This window comes from Bordetella flabilis (assembly GCF_001676725.1).
Taxonomy (GTDB): domain Bacteria; phylum Pseudomonadota; class Gammaproteobacteria; order Burkholderiales; family Burkholderiaceae_B; genus Bordetella_C; species Bordetella_C flabilis.
The window spans coordinates 3810673-3828349 of the sequence record NZ_CP016172.1 but is presented as its reverse complement, the minus strand read 5'-3'; the positions used below and the strand labels follow the sequence as shown (position 1 = coordinate 3828349).

17 protein-coding genes and 1 tRNA gene are annotated in these 17677 nt (G+C 64.3%); 14 read left to right on the top strand and 4 right to left on the bottom strand.

Features of this window, described 5'->3' with window-relative positions:
- Positions 1 to 236: 236 nt before the first annotated feature.
- The 10 genes from leuC to BAU07_RS16790 all read left to right on the top strand — a co-directional run bounded on the left by leuC (position 237) and on the right by BAU07_RS16790 (position 9973).
- Positions 237 to 1640, top strand: a complete 1404-nt coding sequence (gene leuC / locus BAU07_RS16835) for a 3-isopropylmalate dehydratase large subunit (RefSeq protein WP_066659783.1) — start codon at positions 237 to 239, stop codon at positions 1638 to 1640.
- A gap of 5 nt (positions 1641 to 1645) precedes the next feature.
- Complete coding sequence (gene leuD / locus BAU07_RS16830; RefSeq protein WP_066659778.1) at positions 1646 to 2296, top strand: 3-isopropylmalate dehydratase small subunit; 651 nt, start codon at positions 1646 to 1648, stop codon at positions 2294 to 2296.
- A 32-nt stretch (positions 2297 to 2328) separates the two neighbouring features.
- Entirely contained in the window at positions 2329 to 3408 is a 1080-nt protein-coding gene (leuB, locus tag BAU07_RS16825) for a 3-isopropylmalate dehydrogenase (RefSeq protein ID WP_066659776.1), read from the top strand.
- 169 nt (positions 3409 to 3577) lie between these two features.
- Entirely contained in the window at positions 3578 to 4708 is a 1131-nt protein-coding gene (gene asd, locus BAU07_RS16820) for an aspartate-semialdehyde dehydrogenase (RefSeq protein WP_066659774.1), read from the top strand.
- Between the two features lie 136 nt (positions 4709 to 4844).
- A complete protein-coding gene (locus tag BAU07_RS16815) occupies positions 4845 to 6944 on the top strand; it encodes a FimV/HubP family polar landmark protein (protein WP_066659772.1) in 2100 nt (699 codons plus the stop codon).
- A 2-nt stretch (positions 6945 to 6946) separates the two neighbouring features.
- Complete coding sequence (gene truA, locus BAU07_RS16810) at positions 6947 to 7741, top strand: tRNA pseudouridine(38-40) synthase TruA (RefSeq protein ID WP_066659771.1); 795 nt, start codon at positions 6947 to 6949, stop codon at positions 7739 to 7741.
- Between the two features lie 179 nt (positions 7742 to 7920).
- On the top strand, positions 7921 to 8577 hold the full coding sequence (locus tag BAU07_RS16805; protein WP_066659769.1) for a phosphoribosylanthranilate isomerase: 657 nt from the start codon (positions 7921 to 7923) through the stop codon (positions 8575 to 8577).
- A 100-nt stretch (positions 8578 to 8677) separates the two neighbouring features.
- Positions 8678 to 8754, top strand: a tRNA-Val gene (locus BAU07_RS16800).
- Between the two features lie 257 nt (positions 8755 to 9011).
- Entirely contained in the window at positions 9012 to 9269 is a 258-nt protein-coding gene (locus BAU07_RS16795) for a hypothetical protein (RefSeq protein WP_066659767.1), read from the top strand.
- Positions 9270 to 9463: 194 nt separating this feature from the next.
- The gene (locus BAU07_RS16790) at positions 9464 to 9973 is read left to right on the top strand and encodes an OmpA family protein (RefSeq protein ID WP_157122276.1); all 510 of its coding nucleotides are present in this window, start codon (positions 9464 to 9466) and stop codon (positions 9971 to 9973) included.
- Positions 9974 to 10248: 275 nt separating this feature from the next.
- On the opposite strand, the gene BAU07_RS27385 is transcribed toward BAU07_RS16790, so the two are convergent.
- Positions 10249 to 10425 (bottom strand): hypothetical protein, encoded by a 177-nt coding sequence (locus BAU07_RS27385; RefSeq protein WP_198168813.1) that lies wholly within the window; start codon positions 10423 to 10425, stop codon positions 10249 to 10251.
- Between BAU07_RS27385 and BAU07_RS16785 the strand changes: the two genes are divergently transcribed.
- Positions 10393 to 11796, top strand: coding sequence for an EAL domain-containing protein (locus BAU07_RS16785; RefSeq protein ID WP_198168812.1), 1404 nt, complete (start codon positions 10393 to 10395; stop codon positions 11794 to 11796). The two genes, BAU07_RS27385 and BAU07_RS16785, sit on opposite strands and share 33 nt — an antisense overlap.
- A 22-nt stretch (positions 11797 to 11818) precedes the next feature.
- On the opposite strand, the gene BAU07_RS27190 is transcribed toward BAU07_RS16785, so the two are convergent.
- From BAU07_RS27190 to BAU07_RS16775, 3 genes are read right to left on the bottom strand one after another with little or no spacing between them, the layout of a single operon-like run.
- Positions 11819 to 12175, bottom strand: a complete 357-nt coding sequence (locus BAU07_RS27190; RefSeq protein WP_157122274.1) for a hypothetical protein — start codon at positions 12173 to 12175, stop codon at positions 11819 to 11821.
- A 7-nt stretch (positions 12176 to 12182) separates the two neighbouring features.
- Positions 12183 to 13883, bottom strand: coding sequence for an ATP-binding protein (locus tag BAU07_RS16780; RefSeq protein ID WP_066659758.1), 1701 nt, complete (start codon positions 13881 to 13883; stop codon positions 12183 to 12185).
- A 35-nt stretch (positions 13884 to 13918) separates the two neighbouring features.
- Positions 13919 to 14662: a response regulator transcription factor gene (locus BAU07_RS16775; protein WP_066659756.1), complete on the bottom strand. Its 744-nt coding sequence runs from the start codon at positions 14660 to 14662 to the stop codon at positions 13919 to 13921.
- 152 nt (positions 14663 to 14814) lie between these two features.
- Here BAU07_RS16775 and BAU07_RS27185 point away from each other — a divergent pair, with 152 nt between their 5' ends.
- From BAU07_RS27185 to infC, 3 genes are read left to right on the top strand one after another with little or no spacing between them, the layout of a single operon-like run.
- Positions 14815 to 15144 (top strand): hypothetical protein, encoded by a 330-nt coding sequence (locus BAU07_RS27185; RefSeq protein WP_157122270.1) that lies wholly within the window; start codon positions 14815 to 14817, stop codon positions 15142 to 15144.
- Position 15145: 1 nt separating this feature from the next.
- Complete coding sequence (gene thrS, locus BAU07_RS16770; RefSeq protein ID WP_066659752.1) at positions 15146 to 17095, top strand: threonine--tRNA ligase; 1950 nt, start codon at positions 15146 to 15148, stop codon at positions 17093 to 17095.
- A gap of 20 nt (positions 17096 to 17115) precedes the next feature.
- Complete coding sequence (gene infC, locus BAU07_RS16765) at positions 17116 to 17664, top strand: translation initiation factor IF-3 (protein WP_066659750.1); 549 nt, start codon at positions 17116 to 17118, stop codon at positions 17662 to 17664.
- Positions 17665 to 17677: the final 13 nt, after the last annotated feature.

Genomic DNA, 17677 nt, shown 5'->3' with positions numbered 1-17677 from the left:
GGCCGCATGGTGATGGCTACCGGGGCAGGCTGACCCGCCATGGATCGGCTGACCGGCTGACTGCCGACAGTCGGTCACCGCTGCCGGCGACCGCCGCCGCCGGCGTCACCCCGGGCCGATCCGCCTTCACCGTGTGTCCAAACATGGTACTGCCAGTAATAGTGTTCCTGGTGCCGTTGTACCAGGTTCGGAGCACGCGCATAATCGCGACTCCCGCTGTCTCCGTGGTGAGTTTCATGGCCCAAACCCTTTACGACAAACTCTGGGACGCACACGTCGTCCATCAGGAATCCGACGGTACCTGTCTGCTGTATATCGACCGGCACCTGCTTCATGAAGTCACCAGCCCGCAGGCATTCGAAGGCCTGTCGCTGGCCGGTCGCAAGCCCTGGCGCATCGACGCCAATCTGGCGGTGGCCGATCACAATGTGCCGACGCTCAACCGCGTGCAGGGCATCAGCGATCCCGTGTCGCGGCTTCAGGTCGATACGCTGGACGACAACTGCGGCAAGTACGGTATTACCGAATTCAAGATGAACGACCTGCGCCAGGGCATCGTTCACGTCATCGGGCCGGAGCAGGGCGCGACCTTGCCCGGCATGACGGTGGTCTGTGGCGATTCGCACACCAGCACGCATGGCGCCGTCGGCGCGCTGGCCTTCGGCATCGGCACTTCCGAGGTCGAGCACGTGCTGGCTACCCAGACGCTGCTGATGAAGAAAAGCAAAAGCATGCTGATCAAGGTCGAAGGCGAACTGCCTTTCGGCTGTACGGCCAAGGATCTCGTGCTGCATGTGATCGGCATCATCGGCACGGCCGGCGGTACGGGCCATGCGATCGAGTTTGCCGGGTCCGCTGTGCGCAGCCTGTCCGTCGAAGGACGCATGACGGTGTGCAATATGGCCATCGAGGCGGGCGCTCGCTCCGGCATGGTCGCCGTCGATGACAAGACCATCGAGTATTTCCGCGGCCGTCCGTTCGCGCCCGTGGGTGCGCTGTGGGACCAGGCCGTCCATTATTGGCGCACCCTGCATACCGACGAAGGCGCGAAATTCGATCGCGTGGTCGAAGTCGACGCGCGCCAGATCCAGCCGCAGGTCACGTGGGGCACCTCGCCGGAGATGGTGCTGTCGGTCGACAGCCGCGTGCCCGATCCCGACCGCGAAAAGGACGATGTGCGTCGTGACGGTATGGAGCGCGCCCTGCAATACATGGGGCTCAAACCCAACACGCCGATTACCGACATCCGGGTCGATCGCGTCTTCATCGGCTCTTGCACCAACTCGCGCATCGAAGACCTGCGCGCCGCCGCCGCGGTGGCGCGCGGCAAGCGCGTGGCTTCCAACGTGAAGCAGGCCATGGTCGTACCGGGCTCCGGCCTGGTCAAGCAACAGGCCGAACGCGAAGGGCTGGACCGCATCTTCCGTGATGCCGGCTTCGAATGGCGCGAGCCGGGCTGTTCCATGTGCCTGGCGATGAACGCGGACCGATTGGAGCCGGGCGAACGTTGCGCCTCCACGTCGAATCGCAATTTCGAGGGCAGGCAGGGCCAGGGCGGCCGTACGCACCTGGTCAGCCCCGCCATGGCGGCCGCGGCGGCGATCGCCGGCCATTTCGTTGACGTTCGGAATTTCCGCTAAAGATCATGCAACCATTTACCCATCACGAGGGCCTGGTCGCCCCGCTGGACCGCCAGAACGTCGACACCGACCTCATCATTCCGAAGCAGTTCCTGAAGTCCATCAAGCGCTCGGGTTTCGGGCCGAACCTGTTCGATGAAATCCGCTACCTGGACCATGGCGAGCCGGGCATGGACAACAGCAAGCGGCCGTTGAACCCGGATTTCGTGTTGAACCAGCCGCGGTACCAAGGGGCGTCGATCCTGCTGGCGCGCAAGAACTTCGGCTGCGGTTCCAGCCGCGAGCATGCACCATGGGCCCTGCAGCAGTACGGCTTTCGCGCCATCATCGCGCCGTCCTACGCCGACATCTTCTTCAACAACAGCTTCAAGAACGGCTTGCTTCCCGTCGTCCTGTCGGAACTCGACGTGGCGCGCCTGTTCGATGAGGTGAAGGCTTTTCCCGGCTACAAGCTGCGCATCGACCTGGAGCAACAGGTCGTCGTGACCGCGGAAGGCCGCTCGATTTCCTTCGATATCGAGCCGTTCCGCAAGTATTGCCTGGTCAACGGCTACGACGATATCGCGCTGACGCTGCGGCAGTCCGACAAGATCCGGGCTTTCGAAGCGGAACGCCTGGCGCGCCATCCCTGGCTGCAAAGCCGGACGCTGGTATAACGGCGCCGCGCTGATTTTTTCTGGAAGCATTGATGACCCACAAAATTGCAGTCCTCCCTGGCGACGGTATTGGTCCCGAGATCATCGAACAGGCCGTGCGCGTTCTCGGTGCGCTCAAGCTGGATCTGGCGATCGAACAGGCCCCCGTCGGCGGGGCCGCGTTCGATCGATTCGAGCACCCGCTTCCACCTGCCACGCTGGCGCTAGCGCAGAGCGCCCGCGCCGTGCTGTTCGGCGCGGTGGGCGATTGGAAGTACGACAGCCTGCCGCGGCAGTTCCGGCCGGAGCAGGCGCTGCTGGGCCTGCGCAAGTCGCTCTCGCTGTTTGCCAACCTGCGTCCGGCCATCCTCTATCCCGAACTGGCCAACGCTTCGTCGCTCAAGCCGGAAGTGGTGTCCGGCCTGGATATCCTGATCGTGCGTGAGCTCACCGGCGATATCTATTTCGGGACGCCGCGCGGCGTGCGCAGCGCACCGGATGGCAACTTCGCGGGCGAGCGCGAGGGCTACGACACCATGCGCTATAGCGAGCCGGAGGTGCGCCGTATCGCGCGTATCGGTTTCGAGGCGGCGCGCAAGCGCAACCGCAAGCTGTGCAGCGTGGACAAGGCCAATGTGCTGGAAACCTCGCAGCTGTGGCGGGAAATCGTGACCGAGGTCGGCCGGGAATATCCCGATGTCGCGTTGTCCCACATGTACGTCGACAATGCTGCCATGCAGCTCGTCCGTGCGCCGCGCGAGTTCGATGTCATCGTCACCGGCAATATGTTCGGCGACATCCTGTCCGACGAAGCCGCCATGTTGACCGGCTCCATCGGCATGTTGCCCTCGGCATCGCTGAACGCGGATGGGCAGGGCCTGTACGAGCCCAGCCACGGTTCGGCGCCGGACATCGCGGGCAAGGGCATCGCCAACCCGCTGGCGACCATCCTGTCGGCTGCCATGATGTTGCGTTACTCGCTCGACCTGGCCCCCCAGGCCGAGCGCATCGAAACCGCGGTGCGCGCGGTGCTGGCCAGCGGCCTGCGCACCGCGGACATCTACGAGCCGGGCACCAGCAAGGCCAGCACGGCCGAGATGGGCGACGCTGTGCTGAAGGCACTGGCGTCGTAAAAAGCCGTCATTTGCGGTTGCGGACGCGTCCACCCCTCCCGGCGCGGAGGGGTGGACGTGCTGTTTCTGATAAATTGTCGGTTTGCCGGAAGAAAATCCTTTTTCAGGACGGTTTCTCGCTACCCCGGTTTCCCCTTCCCCAGATCCCTGACATCAAGAGCGTACGGAAATGAGCAACGCAGTGGGCCTCGTCGGTTGGCGCGGCATGGTTGGATCGGTACTTATGCAACGCATGCGTGAAGAGAATGACTTCGCGCTGATCGAACCGGTCTTCTTCTCCACCAGCAACGCAGGTGCCGCCGCCCCCAAATGGGCGGAGGGCGCGGGCGCGCTGCAGGATGCCTACGACGTCGATGCGCTCAAGAAATTGCCCATTATCGTCACCGCGCAAGGCGGCGACTACACCAGCGCGGTCTACCCCAAGCTGCGGCAGGCGGGCTGGAAGGGCCTGTGGATCGACGCCGCCAGCACGCTGCGCATGGCGGAGGACGCCATCATCGTCCTCGATCCGGTCAATCGCCCGGTAATCGACGCCGCGCTGAAGCGGGGCGTGCGCGACTTCATCGGCGGCAACTGCACGGTCAGTTGCATGCTTATGGGCCTGGCCGGTCTCTTCCACAATGACCTGGTGGAGTGGATGACGTCCATGACCTACCAGGCCGCGTCCGGCGGCGGCGCTCAGCATATGCGCGAGCTGCTGACGCAGTTCGGCCACCTGAACGAGGCCGTGAAGCCGCTGCTCGACGATCCGGCCTCGGCCATTCTGGATATCGATCGTGGAGTGCTGGGCAAGCAGAAGGACGACGCCTTGCCGCACGAGCATTTCGGAGTTCCGCTTGCCGGCAGCCTTATCCCCTGGATCGACAAGGACCTGGGCGACGGCATATCGCGCGAAGAATGGAAGGGCGGTGCGGAAACCAACAAGATCCTGGGCCGCGGCGCCGGCTTCGACACGCCGGCCATCCCCGTGGATGGCCTGTGCGTGCGGATCGGCGCGATGCGCTGCCACAGCCAGGCGTTGACTATCAAGCTCAAGCGGGATGTGCCGCTGGACGAAATCGCCGGCATGATCGCCAGCGGCACCCAGTGGGCACGCGTGATTCCGAATACCAAGGAAGAAACGGTCAAGGCGCTGACGCCGGTGGCCGTGACCGGCACGCTCGATATTCCCGTCGGGAGACTGCGCAAGTTGTCCATGGGCCCGCAATACCTGAGCGCATTCACCGTGGGTGACCAGCTCCTGTGGGGCGCGGCGGAACCGCTGCGCCGCATGCTGCGTATTGCCCTGGACCACGCCTGACGTTCTTCCCGGCACCGGCGATCAGTGGCGCGCGGCCACAAAGGGCACCCCAGGTGCCCTTATTGTTTCAGCAAGCTCGTCGGTGCGTTACACTTTTCAATGCGGTACTGCCCGCCCTTAGCGGAAAAACAGGCTTATGACGCTACGCACGCTGCGCCTTTCTTCCAAACCGAGCCGGCACGCCACGCGCCTCGCGGTCGCGCTGGCGCTCGCCTGCGCCGCGAGTACCCCGGCGCACGCGCTGCGTCTGGCCCATAGCCGCGTCGTTTCGGCGCCGAATGCGCCGCTCGAGGTCCTGGTCGGCATCGCGGACTTGAGCCCGGACGAGCAACGTTCCCTCATGGCGACGCTGGCGGACCCCGCGGCGTGGCAGCGCGCTGGCGTGACCCCGCCCGTGCCCTTGTCCAGCATCACGCTGCGGTTGGAAGGGGCGGGAAACCCGGCGCGCCGGAATCTGCGGATCACCTCACCCGAAGCCGCAACGGGTTCGGCCGTCGACCTATTGTTGGATATCGGTACCAGTGCGGGCCAGCGCCAGGTCCAGCTCAGCGTCATGCAGACCGCGGGAGGTTTTCCGGGTCTGACCTCGCAGGCCGTGGTTGGCTCGGGCGCCCGGACGGGGCGTGGCACCGGTACCGGTGCCGTGTCGGTACGTTCCGGCGATACCTTGTACGGCATCGCGCAGAGCCGGGCGGTGCCCGATGCCACCATCTACCAGATGCTGGTCGCGCTGTGGCGCGCGAATCCCCAAGCCTTCATCCAGAACAATATGAATCTGGTGAAGGCTGGCGTGACGTTGACGGTGCCCGACGCAGCAACGGTACGGGCCATCGACCCGGCGGAAGCGCGGCGCATTTTCATCGAGCAGGCTGAGGCCTATGCGCGCTATCGCGCAAGCCTGGCAGGGGCCGCGGCGCAAGGTGCCGCGGCTGCCGCAGCGCCGTCGGCCGGCGGACAGGTCGGCGCTTCCGCGCCCGCCGCGCCGCCCGCGCCCACCACGCAGGATCGCGTCCGGTTGTCCAGTGGGGAGCCGGGCCAGGGCGATCCACAGGCACAGGCGCAGGCCAGGGGCGATGCCGAGGTCTCCATTGCCCGGGCCACGCAGGATGCCGAGTCCCGCGTCGCCGAGCTCGAACGCAACGTTAAGGATCTGAACGCGGCGCTTGCCGCGAATCAGGGGCAGGGCGGTGGTACGCCGGCGTCCGGCAACGGCCAGCCGGCAACGGCGGGGCTGCCGGGGCCCGCGATCGGTGGTGGACAGGCAGGGGCCGGCCGTAGCGGCGATATGGCCGCCGCAGGCCAGGGAAGCGATGCCACGGCGCCGCTACCGTCCGGCGGAGCGGGTTCCAGCGCGGCAACCGCCGGCGGCAATCCCGCAACCGGCGGCGCTGCGGCCAACGGTGTTGGGCCCGGCAAGGCAAGCCCGAGTAGCAATCCCGCCGCGGATGGCACCGGCTCCGCCGCCCCCGCCGGCAGCAACGCCTCGGGCAGCGGCGGAGCTTCCGGCCCGGCGGCTGCGCAAGGCGGCAGCCCGGCGAACAGTGCTCCTGCGGGCACCGCGGCCGGCGCCCCTGCGGACAGCAATGCGCCCGCGGGTCGGGACAACGCCGCCCGCAGCAGTGGCACCGGCATCACGGCCACCCCGGCGGCGCCGGCAAGCGGCGCAGGCTCGACCTCGACCGCGCCGGGATTGGCGAGCGATGCCTCGGCATTGGGCGGCAGCGCCGGGGTTGCGGGTACGCCGGGTTCGACAAACGCTGCGCCTGGGGGCGCACCCGCCCAAACCGGCGGTACAGGTATCGCGCCGTCGAAAGACGCCGCGACGGGCATCCCGTCGCCGGCGACGCCGGGCGGCGCCAAAGGTACGGAGGCAGGTGCAGGTACGGGCGCCGGTACGGGGCCGACCGCCAGCCTGGAGCCGGGGGCCGACTCCGGCGCCACGACCACTTCGCCGGCCGATGCCCAGGGACCGGCATCCGGACTGCCTGCATGGCTCTCGGATAACCTGCTGATCGTGCTCACCGCGGTTCTCGCCCTTATCGCTTTCGTGATCGCGTGGTTGCTGCGGCGCGCCGCAGCCCGCCGTGAAGAAGACCAGGACGACCTCGACGAAGAACTGTACATGTCCGAAATCGACGAAGGCGCCATCGATCGCCGGCTTGAAGGTATCAATCTGGACCTGGACGAACCGCCCAAGGACGACGTGGCGCGACGCCCTGGCGTCCTGCGGCCCTGAATATGCCTCGCCTGGCCCTCGGCCTGGCCTATGACGGGGCGAGCTGGCAGGGATGGCAGACGCAGCCGCACCACCGTACCGTGCAGGACCAGTTGGAAGCGGCGCTTGGACAATTCCTCGCCGCGCCTGCGGCCACCGTCTGTGCGGGGCGTACCGATGCGGGCGTCCATGCCGCCATGCAGGTCATACATCTGGACACCGACGCGCGGCGTCGCCCTGAATCGTGGGTGCGCGGCCTGAACGCCTTGCTGCCTTCCAGCGTGGCGGTGCGTTGGGCCCAGCCGGTGCCTGACGCCTTCCATGCGCGGTTCTCGGCCCTGTCGCGTACCTACACCTACCTGTTGTGGAACGACCGCGTCAGGCCCGCATTATGGGCGGGGCGGGCGGGCTGGTGCTTTCAGCCGCTCGACGTGGCCGCGATGCGCGATGCGGCCGCTCACCTGCTGGGGGAACACGACTTCAGCAGCTTCCGGTCCTCCCAATGCCAGGCGCGACACCCCATCCGCACGTTGACCCAGCTCGATATCGAGGCGCGCGGGCCCTTCCTGGTGTTCACCTTGCGCGCCAATGCATTCCTGCACCACATGGTGCGCAACATCATGGGGGCGCTGCTCCAGGTCGGGCAGGGCCGGCAGGCCCCGCAATGGATGGGGCAACTGCTGCGCGACCGCGACCGCACGCGGGGTGCTCCGACCTTCGCGCCGGACGGGCTTTATCTGTCGGCGATCGAGTACGCCCCCGAGTTCGGTCTCGCGGACCTGGACGGCCGGCGCCATCTGCTGGCACCATTCGCCTGAGCGTGGGGCGTCTTCACTGCGGCGCCGGCGCGCCGCCACCACCGGTCGTGCCGGATTCGAACAACCCTTCTGCGCCGAGGACGGCACAACGGGATGGGGCGAGCCGACGGGCCGGGCCTGCAATGCCGGCGTATCGCCTGCGGCGTTAAACTGCACCCTTGTCCCACGATTCCACCACCATGCGTACCCGCGTCAAGATCTGTGGCATGACCCGGCCTGAAGACATCGCGACAGCGATCGATGCAGGCGCCGATGCGGTCGGCCTCATTTTCTATCCCAAGAGCAAGCGCCATGTGTCGCTTGAGCAAGCGGCTCGTTTGCGTCGTGCCGTCCCGGCCTTCGTCGACGTGGTGGCGCTGTTCGTCAACCCGGACGACCAGACGGTCCGTCAGGTGCTGGACACCGTCGGTCCCGATCTGCTGCAGTTCCATGGCGAAGAGACGCCCGAGGATTGCGAGCGCCATGGAAAGCGGTACCTGAAAGCCTTCCGCGTCGGCGGCCCGGGGGCCGATACGCCGGCACGCCTGGGGCAGACCTGTGCCGCTTTCCATGGCGCGGCCGGATGGCTGTTCGACAGCTACACGGCCGGCTATGGCGGCAGCGGATTGTCCTTCGAACATGCCCTGCTGAGCGAGGTGCGTGCCGATCCTCATGGCGCTGCACTCATTCTCTCGGGCGGCCTGGATCCGCAGAACGTGGGCGCCGCCGTGACGGCCCTGCGCCCCTGGGCTGTGGACGTAAGCAGCGGCGTGGAGGAATCGCCCGGGCTGAAATCCCATGCTCGTATCCGCGCTTTCCTGCAGGCCGTGCGCCAGGCAGATTCCGACACGAAATGACCGGCAGGCTCCAGCCCCCTCAACCGCCCCGGCTACAGGTGAAGCAGTGGCCCGCATTTGACATCGATTTTGCGGACCCTATATAATCTTCCTTCTTTGCAGGCGGTTAGCTCAGCTGGTTAGAGCGCTACGTTGACATCGTAGAGGTCGTTGGTTCGATTCCAATACCGCCTACCACCGAATACATCAAGCAGTGTCTGGGCACCATCCAGCACACTCGCCGCTGGAACCCGCGCAAGCCCTGTAGCCCGCGGGTTTTTTTGCGTTCGCATTTGGCGAAAAATCCGGATTGGACCTGTAACCGGGGTGGGCTGGACCCCGTTACTCCGTTCCGGAACTGTGGCGTCCCAGGGCCGGATGCCGGGCCGGCGCCGCCGGCTGTTGCGACTTATCGCCGCGGCGCTGTACGATCCGCGGGGTACTGGAGAATGACCATGGAGCGATACGAAGTCGAGTACCGGCACTACTTCGTTGAAATCTCTGTCCATGAAAGTCTCGGTCGGCCTGGGCCGAGCGAGTACGCCGCTGAAGTCCGCATCACCGCCGAATCCTACGACAGCAGCGAGAGGACATGGATATCCCTCGACCGATTGACGCCGCCCGGTGTCCGGTCGGAGAGCCGTGCGCTGGAAGAAGGGCTGAACCAGGGCATGGCCTACATCGACAGCATGCTTGTCAGCAAGCGTGCGTAATCCGCATCCGTCGAGCCCCCGGCAGTCCTTGCCGGTATAACCCCTTCCTGCGCGCCGCGACCGTCGCAATCGCCACGGGGGCATCGGCATGGGTCCGATACTGCAATCCACGTCGGCATTCTGAGCCACCTTTCCCGCAATCTGCTCGGCGAGGCGTTTCCGCCTCGTTCCCGATCAGATTACGGAGGTAAGCCATGAATATGAATATCACACCACCTTGCGGTGTCGCGCCACAGCCGTTCGCTGCCCCGCCTGCTTCGATTCCCAGCATGGGGCATTCGGTGGTGCTCGATGCGTTCGGGGCGTATCAGCCGACGCGTGTGGCGCGCGCCGCGCCGCCGGCCTCCATGACCGAAACCACGGTTATCGGTAATTTTCCCGCCAAGGTGGAGAAGATCGACGGCGAGATTCGCCAGAAGCTTGATGAAATCATCAGCAAAGCCAGGAACCTCAATCTGGAACGCGTGGAGATCAAGGCATATGCGCCGGTCTTCAAGGAATTCGCCCGTCCGCATGCGAGAGCGGCACGCGAATATCTCCAGAACAACGGTATTCCGGCCGACCTGATCTCCACCAAGGTAAGGGGCAATAGCGGTGCTTTGGCGCGCAACTGGTCGGTGGCGATCGAGATCGTCGGCACACCGAAGCCTCCGCCAGCGTCCGCCATGCCCGTTACTTCTCTTTCGCCGACTGTGCTTCTATAACCAGCGTGTATTGGCCTTTTCCGCTGCCGCACCGCCATATGCACGGTCATCGGCGTGCATGGGCGGGCCGGCAACCGGGTATGCCATCCGGGCGGGTCGCGGCCAGTGCCGCTCCGTCCGGAATCGGAAATGGTCCGCTTTTATAAGGCGGACTACAGGCGGGACACAGCCGCCTATTCAGAATCCGGGTCTACGTCTCGTGCATGGCACTCCCCGGTAATGCATGGTTTCGACGTGATCCAAGTCCGGAAGTGAGAGGCTTATTCGTGCATCGTTCAGCGCAGCGAGCGCGCTTTTCCATATGGCAGATGCTCTATGCGCTCATGGCTGTCGCGTTGCCATTTGTACTTGCCGTTCCCGTCATCCATCACCAGGCTGAGCGCCGGGCCGAAGACCAGCTTCGAGTGGTGGACAATCTGGTGATCTCCCAGTCTGAGAATATCGTCGAGCATGCCATACGCGTGGCGATCGAAATCGATCCGCTGGCCGGCATGCCCTGCGGAGAGGCCTTCGGGCAGATCCACGAAGCGGGTTCGCTACGCCCTTATTTTCGATCGGTGGGATTGATCGCCGGCAATGTGCTGTACTGCTCCTCGGTTGGAGGCAAGCAGGATCGGCCGCTCTCCGAACTGGTTTCGGGCATGAACAAGCTGCCGCCGGGTATCACGCTGTCGATCGTGCGTGGAACGCCGTTGGTCAAGACGCGTCCGGCATTGTTCGTCTTCCTGGGCCTGGACGAAGGGCGCGGCGTATTGGCCAGCGTCGATGGCCAGTACCTGCATGACATCATCGATGCAGCCGACCAGGAAGGACGGTACGCCGTGCAATTGCGCATCGGAGCCGGCTATGCCCTGGGCGCGGGAGGCGTGCAGGAATGGCGGCCGCCGCCTCCGGACGATGGCGGTGTGACCCTCATGCGCACATCGGCCCTGTACCCGATCGAGGCCACCGCCACGCTCAGCGCCGCCCACCTTGTTTCCTATCGGGACGTGCTCTGGATGCAGTACATCCCTTTCCTGGCGATTGCGTCCGCCCTGCTGGCCTATCTGGCCCACCGCTTGAACACCCGGCGTATCGCCATGGCTACCGAGATCCGACGCGGCATGCGCCGGCGGGAATTTTGTGTCTTGTATCAACCCATCGTGGATCTGAGCACCGGTGCCTGCGTCGGCGCGGAAGCGTTGATGCGATGGCAGCATCCTGTCTACGGAATCGTGCAGCCGGAACTCTTTTTTCCCCTGGTGGGGGAAAGTGCCCTGGCCGTGCGCTTGACGCGACATCTTCTGGGGCTGGTCGAGCGGGACCTGGCCGAGGCGGCGTTGCCGCCTGACTTCCATTTGAGCGTGAACCTCAATGCGGAACATCTGTGCCGGCGCGAACTCGTGGGCGACGTGGAGCGCTTTCTTCACGGATTCAGGATCGCGTCGCCCAAGCTGGTATTCGAGCTGACGGAGCGCAAAGGCTTGCCGGATACGTTGGGGGTACTGAGCAATATGCGCGCGTTGCGGGCAATCGGCGTGGCCTTCGCAATCGATGACTTCGGGACTGGCCACAGCTCTCTTGCGTGCCTGGAAAAGATCACCGTCGACTATCTGAAAATCGCCCAGGGCTTTGTGTCCGTGATCGATACCGATGCTGTCAACGCCCCGGTCCTGGAACTGATCATTTCCCTGGGGGCGCGGCTGGGCGTCGCCCTGATCGCCGAGGGAATCGAAACCGAGACACAGGCTGCCTATTTGCGCGCAAAGGGCGTGAAGCTTGCCCAGGGTGGCCTTTTTTCACACCCCGTTCCGGCCATTTCCTTGCTGGCGCTGCTGTCCTGATCCGCGATGCCCCCGCGAGGGGTCACGCGCAATCTGCGGCGAGCTGTTCCTGCAGGGCCTTTTCCAGCTCGGCCAGGTGATCCAGTACCTTGGCTTGCGCCGCGTGTGTTCCCGTATCCGTCAACCGGCGCTGTGCAAGCACGTCGCCAAGGGGCGCGAAAATCGCGGCGGAGTGCTCGGGTTCACCGGTGAGAAAGGAGGCCGTTCCCTGCAGACGGTGGGCAAGATGATGGCTTTCCTCATAAGCATGTCGCGCCAGTGCGTCCTGGAGCGCTCGCCGGTCCGCGCCCAGAATGTCTTTTGCCCTTTGGAGAAAATCGCGTCGTCCTTCCCGATCTGGATAAAGCTCGTTCAAGGTATCAAGGTCCAGTAGCGGCATTGCAGGCTCACGGGGCAGGAGGGCAGGTATCGGCGGCGGGCAGGAAGCGGGCGCGCCGAAGCGCATCCAGCAGTTTTGCCCGCGTGGTGGGTTTGGGTACGTAGTCGTCCATGCCGGCGGCCAGGCAGGCCCGCGCGTCCGACTGCGTTGCGTTTGCGCTGAAGCCAATCAGAACGGTGCGGGGCCAACCGTTGATCATCTCTTGTGTACGGATGCGTCGGGCCAGGTCATAGCCATCCAGCCGGGGCATGTGGCAATCCACCAGCATGATGCGGGGGCGGTTGGCCAGCCATGCGGTATAGCCGGCCTCGCCGTCTTCGGTGGCGTAGGCGCTACAGCCCAGCAACGCCAGCTGCCGCAAGGTGATATCGCGATTGATCTCGTTGTCCTCCACCAGGAGGATATCGGACGCGCCGCGTGCGGGGGCCGCATGGGCGGCGGCATGCCTGCCGGAGCCGTCCGCAACGGTGCCCGGCGGCGCGCATTGCGGTTCGTCGGTCAGGTGCGTGGGCGAGGATGGAGCGGTGGTGGCGGCGCCGTCGACGCCGTCGACGCCTTGGGTGGGGGACTTTGGCGGCGCGAGCAACCGCGGCGTTACCCAAAGCGCTTCCAGTGTGCGCAAAAAGGGGTAGAGGGCATGCAGGGGACCATGGCGCGTTGTCGGCGTCGCGATCCAGAAGCCATCGCCGCCGTCCGTCAGTATCCGTATATCCGCCGGCGCGTCCGCGGGCAGGGTCCGTATCCCTGTCTTGCGGCACCAGGCCATCAGCATGGGCTTGAGCGCCGCATTGGAAAGGTGCAAGGCGGCCGTGTGGCTGGCGTAGTCCGGCCATGTCATGCGTTGCGTGTTCCAGCGTGCCGGAATGCGTATGCGGGCGCACGTGCCGTGTCCACGGCGGCTATGAATCGCGATCCGGCCCCCCATGCGCTCGACGAGATGCTTGACGATGGACAGGCCCAGGCCCGTCCCGCCATGCCGCCGCGTGGTGGACGTGTCCTCTTGGTGGAAGGGGGAGAACAGCCTGCGTTGGTATTCTTCGGACATGCCCGCGCCGGTATCGCGCACGGCAATCTCGATTTCGTCGCGCTGCGTGGACAGATGCCGCCGCGCCGACAGGGTGATGGTGCCGCGTTCGGTGAAGGCGATCGCGTTGCTCAGCAGGTTGCCGACCACCTGGCTTATCCGGATTTCGTCCCCAATGAGGCGCCGGTCGAAATGTGGCATGACGGCGACGCTCATCGTGAGCCCCTTGCGGCGCGCCAGCGGAAGATAGAGTTCCGCCATGTTCTCCATGGCACGGTAGAAGTCATAGGGGGCGTCGCACAGCTGCAGTGTGCCGCTTTCGATCTTGGCGTAATCGAGGATGTCGTTGATTACGCGCAGAAGCAGCCGCGCGGACTGCATGGCGGTGTCGAGGTAATGCTGTTGCTCCGTGCTGAGCGGGGTGTCCTGCAGGATGTCGAGTACGCCGATGACGCCATTCATCGGGGTGCGGATCTCATGGCTGACGGTGGCGAGAAAGGCGGACTTGGCGGAGTCGGCGGCTTCGGCGCGTTCCCGGGCCAGGATGGCTTCCGTGCGCGCTTTCTCCGCCGTGTGCCGCACGATACGCATACGCCATTGGGCCCACAGCAGCGTCGCGATAGCGAACAGCGCCAGGATGGCGCCGAGCGTGGCGAGGAGTATCGGGGTACGCCCATCGAGCATCACAGGCGAAGATCCATCGTACCGGGCCGTCAATCTCAGTCGCCGATGGACTGCTCGAACTTTTCTTTGAGATACAGCGCCAGGGCCAGGTCGTCGGCGAGGTCCAGCTTTTTCATGGCGCGGCGCTTGTGCGTGCTGATGGTCTTCTTGCTGCGCAGCAGCTTGGCGGCGATCTGCGTAACCGACAAGCCCAATGCGATGTTGCGCAGGATCTCCAGTTCCGCGTTGGTCAGCCGTTCTTCCGGCCGCTTGGGACGGCAATCGTGCACATGGCCGTCGGTGCAGGAGTAGAACGCGCGCGGCGTATTGACGGCAAGGCGGATCATGTCGGCGAGGAAGGGCAGGCGTTCGCCTTTGGGCACGTAGCCGTTGGCCCCTGCCTTGAACGCCGCGTACTCCGTGTCGACGATCTTGCCCGCGGAGAAAGTAATGATGACAAGTTCGGGATGCAGGCGCCGGATGCGCTTGATGAAGTGGATGCCTTCCCAGGTTTGCCGCGGCAGATAGAAGTCCACGATGGCGACGTCGCAGGGAACCTGCTTGAGGCTTTCCAGGAAGCGGACCGAAGAGGTTTCGGTATGGACAACTTCGAAATCGGCCTGGTGCTGCAGGAAGGAAGCCATGCCGAGGGCGATGACCGGGTGGTCGTCCAGTATGGAGACGCGAATGCGGTGGCGAGGTCGGGAAGTCAGCAGGTAACGCCGTACGGACGGTTCGCCCGATGTGAGGACCGGCGAGACGGCTGGGGGCAGGGAAGGGAGACAGCGGGCGATGGTCATGCATTTCCTTGCTTGCGGGGAACCGGCCATGCGTACGCGCGGCGCAGCGGCGTGCCAGCTCACGAAAGGGCGGCGCTGGCCGCGGGCGGTTACGGAGTTTAGGGAGGGCAGTTCCATGTCAGCCATTCCTCACAGAAAATAGGACCGGGCTTATGAATGTGGACAGGATCGGTTTCATTGCCGGCAAGGGTCCGCTGTCCGTAACAGCACTGCGCGCTTTGCTCCCCAACGGTGATACAATCGGAAAATTCGTCACGATATTGCTGTGGTGGCCCCCGGGTCGCCGTCCCGATTTCCATGCGCCCCGAGCACGCTTTCCCTTTGGTACGAACGTGGACAACGACTACGACCTGGAGTCATTGTCGGAAACCGCGTTGATCGTCATTCCGTTTGCAACCCCCCGATGGGGATCGCAACGCCAAGCAGAATCACAGAAGACGCGGCTCGTGCCGCGTTTTTTACTTGTTATTCAGGAAACCTAAGATGGTCCAGATCACCTTGCCCGATGGTTCGCGTCGCGAATTTCCGGGTCCTGTCACGGTCGCCGAAGTGGCGCAGTCCATTGGGGCCGGGCTCGCCCGGGCGGCACTCGGTGGGAAGGTGGCTTTCGATGGCGAGCAGCCTCGTCTGGTCGACACCAGCTTCCGCATCGAGCGGGACGCCCGCCTGGGCATCGTTACCCCCAAGGACCCGGATGGCCTTGAGCTGATCCGGCATTCCACGGCGCACCTGCTCGCCTACGCGGTGAAATCGTTGTTTCCCGAGGCGCAGGTCACGATCGGTCCGGTGATCGACAATGGCTTCTACTACGATTTTTCGTACAAGCGCCCGTTTACGCCGGAAGACCTGGAAGCCATTGAAAAGAAAATGGCCGAACTCGCCCGCAAGGACGAGCCGGTCACGCGCGAGGAATGGAAGCGCGACGACGCGGTGGCCTTTTTCAATGGCATCGGCGAAAAGTACAAGGCCGAAATCATTGCCTCCATCCCGTCGAACGAAACCATCAGCCTGTACCGCGAAGGCGATTTCATCGACCTCTGCCGCGGGCCCCACGTCCCCTCCACCGGCAAGCTGAAAGTCTTCAAGCTGATGAAGGTGGCGGGCGCCTACTGGCGCGGCGACAGCAAGAACGAGATGCTCCAGCGCATCTACGGTACTGCCTGGGCGAGCAAGGAAGAGCAGGACGCGTACCTCCACATGCTGGCAGAGGCCGAAAAGCGTGACCATCGCAAGCTGGGACGCGAGCTCGATTTTTTCCATTTCCAGGACGAGGCGCCCGGCCTGATTTTCTGGCACCCCAAGGGCTGGCAGTTGTGGCAACAGGTGGAGCAGTACATGCGCGCCGTCTACCGCGACAATGGCTACCAGGAGGTGAAGGGGCCGCAGATCCTCGATCTGTCGCTATGGAAAAAGACCGGTCATTGGGACAACTACCGTGAAAACATGTTCACGACGGAGTCGGAGAACCGCGTCTACGGCCTGAAGCCCATGAACTGTCCGGGGCATGTGCAGATTTTCAATTCCTCGCTGCACTCCTACCGCGACCTGCCCTTGCGCTATGGCGAGTTCGGCCAGTGCCATCGCAACGAGCCGTCGGGCTCCCTGCACGGCATGATGCGCGTGCGCGGGTTTACCCAGGACGATGGCCACATCTTTTGCACCGAAGCGCAGATGCAGGACGAATGCGCCGACTTCACGGCCTTGCTGCAGAAGGTTTACCGGGATTTTGGCTTCGAAGAGGTGCTCTACAAGGTGGCGACCCGTCCCGGAAAGCGCATCGGCGACGACGCGACCTGGGATGCGGCTGAGCAGGCCCTCATGGACAGCCTGCGGCGCACCGGTTGCGAATTCGAGATTTCACCCGGGGAAGGCGCCTTCTATGGCCCCAAGATCGAATACACCCTGAAGGACGCGATCGGCCGCCACTGGCAGTGCGGTACGCTGCAGGTGGATTTCTCCATGCCCGTGCGCCTGGGCGCCGAGTACGTGGACGCCGACGACCAGCGCAGGCCGCCCGTGATGCTGCACCGGGCCATCCTCGGATCCCTGGAACGATTCATCGGGATGTTGATGGAAAATCACGCCGGCGCCATGCCCGCCTGGCTGTCGCCTGTGCAGGCCGTCGTGTGCTGTATTTCCGACCCATCCGCGGCTTATGCTGCCGAAATCACGCAAACCCTGAAAAAACAAGGCTTTAGGGTAGAGTCGGATTTGCGTGGCGAAAAAATCACTTATAAAATCAGGGAGCACAGCCTGCAAAAGGTCCCGTACATCCTGGTCGTAGGCGACAAAGAGCGGGACGCCGGGTCGGTCGCTGTCCGCGCGCGCGGAGGGCTGGACTTGGGAACGCTTGCGTTGGATGATTTTGTCGCGCGTCTTGCGCAAGAAGTAGCACAACGGCGCGATATCGGCCGTCCCGAGCAGGTTTCGTAAACGTTTTAGGAGTTGTCAACATCGCCACTGAAAAAGCCAACCGCATCAACGGTGAAATTCGTGTTCCCGAGGTGCGTCTGATAGGTCTGGACGGAGAGCAACTGGGCATCGTGAAGATTGCCGACGCTTTCCGCCTGGCGGAGCAAAGCGACGTCGACCTGGTGGAAATCGCGCCCAATGCCGAGCCGCCGGTCTGCCGCCTGATGGACTACGGCAAGTTCAAGTACCAGGAACAGAAGCGCCAGGCCGAAGCTCGTTCCAAGCAGAAGGTCATCCAGGTCAAGGAAGTGAAGTTCCGGCCGGCGACCGACGAGGGCGACTATCAGGTCAAGCTGCGCAATCTGCGGCGCTTCCTGGAAGAAGGCGACAAGGCGAAAGTGACGCTGCGTTTCCGTGGCCGCGAAATGGCGCACCAGGAATTGGGTATGCGGGTGCTTGAGCGGGTGCGCGACGACTTGACGGAATTGGCGTTGGTCGAATCGATGCCGAAGCTCGAAGGCCGTCAGATGATCATGGTGTTGGCGCCGCGCAAGAAGGCGACGCCGGGCAAAGAGGCGACAGGGGCCTGAGGCTTTTTCGTCG

Excerpts from the sequence above, each read along its gene's own strand:
- leuC (WP_066659783.1), top strand. The coding sequence starts at position 237 with ATGGCCCAAACCCTTTACGACAAACTCTGGGACGCACACGTCGTCCAT.
- leuD (WP_066659778.1), top strand. The coding sequence starts at position 1,646 with ATGCAACCATTTACCCATCACGAGGGCCTGGTCGCCCCGCTGGACCGC.
- leuB (WP_066659776.1), top strand. The coding sequence starts at position 2,329 with ATGACCCACAAAATTGCAGTCCTCCCTGGCGACGGTATTGGTCCCGAG.
- asd (WP_066659774.1), top strand. The coding sequence starts at position 3,578 with ATGAGCAACGCAGTGGGCCTCGTCGGTTGGCGCGGCATGGTTGGATCG.
- BAU07_RS16815 (WP_066659772.1), top strand. The coding sequence starts at position 4,845 with ATGACGCTACGCACGCTGCGCCTTTCTTCCAAACCGAGCCGGCACGCC.
- truA (WP_066659771.1), top strand. The coding sequence starts at position 6,947 with ATGCCTCGCCTGGCCCTCGGCCTGGCCTATGACGGGGCGAGCTGGCAG.
- BAU07_RS16805 (WP_066659769.1), top strand. The coding sequence starts at position 7,921 with ATGCGTACCCGCGTCAAGATCTGTGGCATGACCCGGCCTGAAGACATC.
- BAU07_RS16795 (WP_066659767.1), top strand. The coding sequence starts at position 9,012 with ATGGAGCGATACGAAGTCGAGTACCGGCACTACTTCGTTGAAATCTCT.
- BAU07_RS16790 (WP_157122276.1), top strand. The coding sequence starts at position 9,464 with ATGAATATGAATATCACACCACCTTGCGGTGTCGCGCCACAGCCGTTC.
- BAU07_RS27385 (WP_198168813.1), bottom strand. The coding sequence starts at position 10,425 with ATGCTCGACGATATTCTCAGACTGGGAGATCACCAGATTGTCCACCAC.
- BAU07_RS27190 (WP_157122274.1), bottom strand. The coding sequence starts at position 12,175 with ATGCCGCTACTGGACCTTGATACCTTGAACGAGCTTTATCCAGATCGG.
- BAU07_RS16780 (WP_066659758.1), bottom strand. The coding sequence starts at position 13,883 with ATGCTCGATGGGCGTACCCCGATACTCCTCGCCACGCTCGGCGCCATC.
- BAU07_RS16775 (WP_066659756.1), bottom strand. The coding sequence starts at position 14,662 with ATGACCATCGCCCGCTGTCTCCCTTCCCTGCCCCCAGCCGTCTCGCCG.
- BAU07_RS27185 (WP_157122270.1), top strand. The coding sequence starts at position 14,815 with ATGAATGTGGACAGGATCGGTTTCATTGCCGGCAAGGGTCCGCTGTCC.
- thrS (WP_066659752.1), top strand. The coding sequence starts at position 15,146 with ATGGTCCAGATCACCTTGCCCGATGGTTCGCGTCGCGAATTTCCGGGT.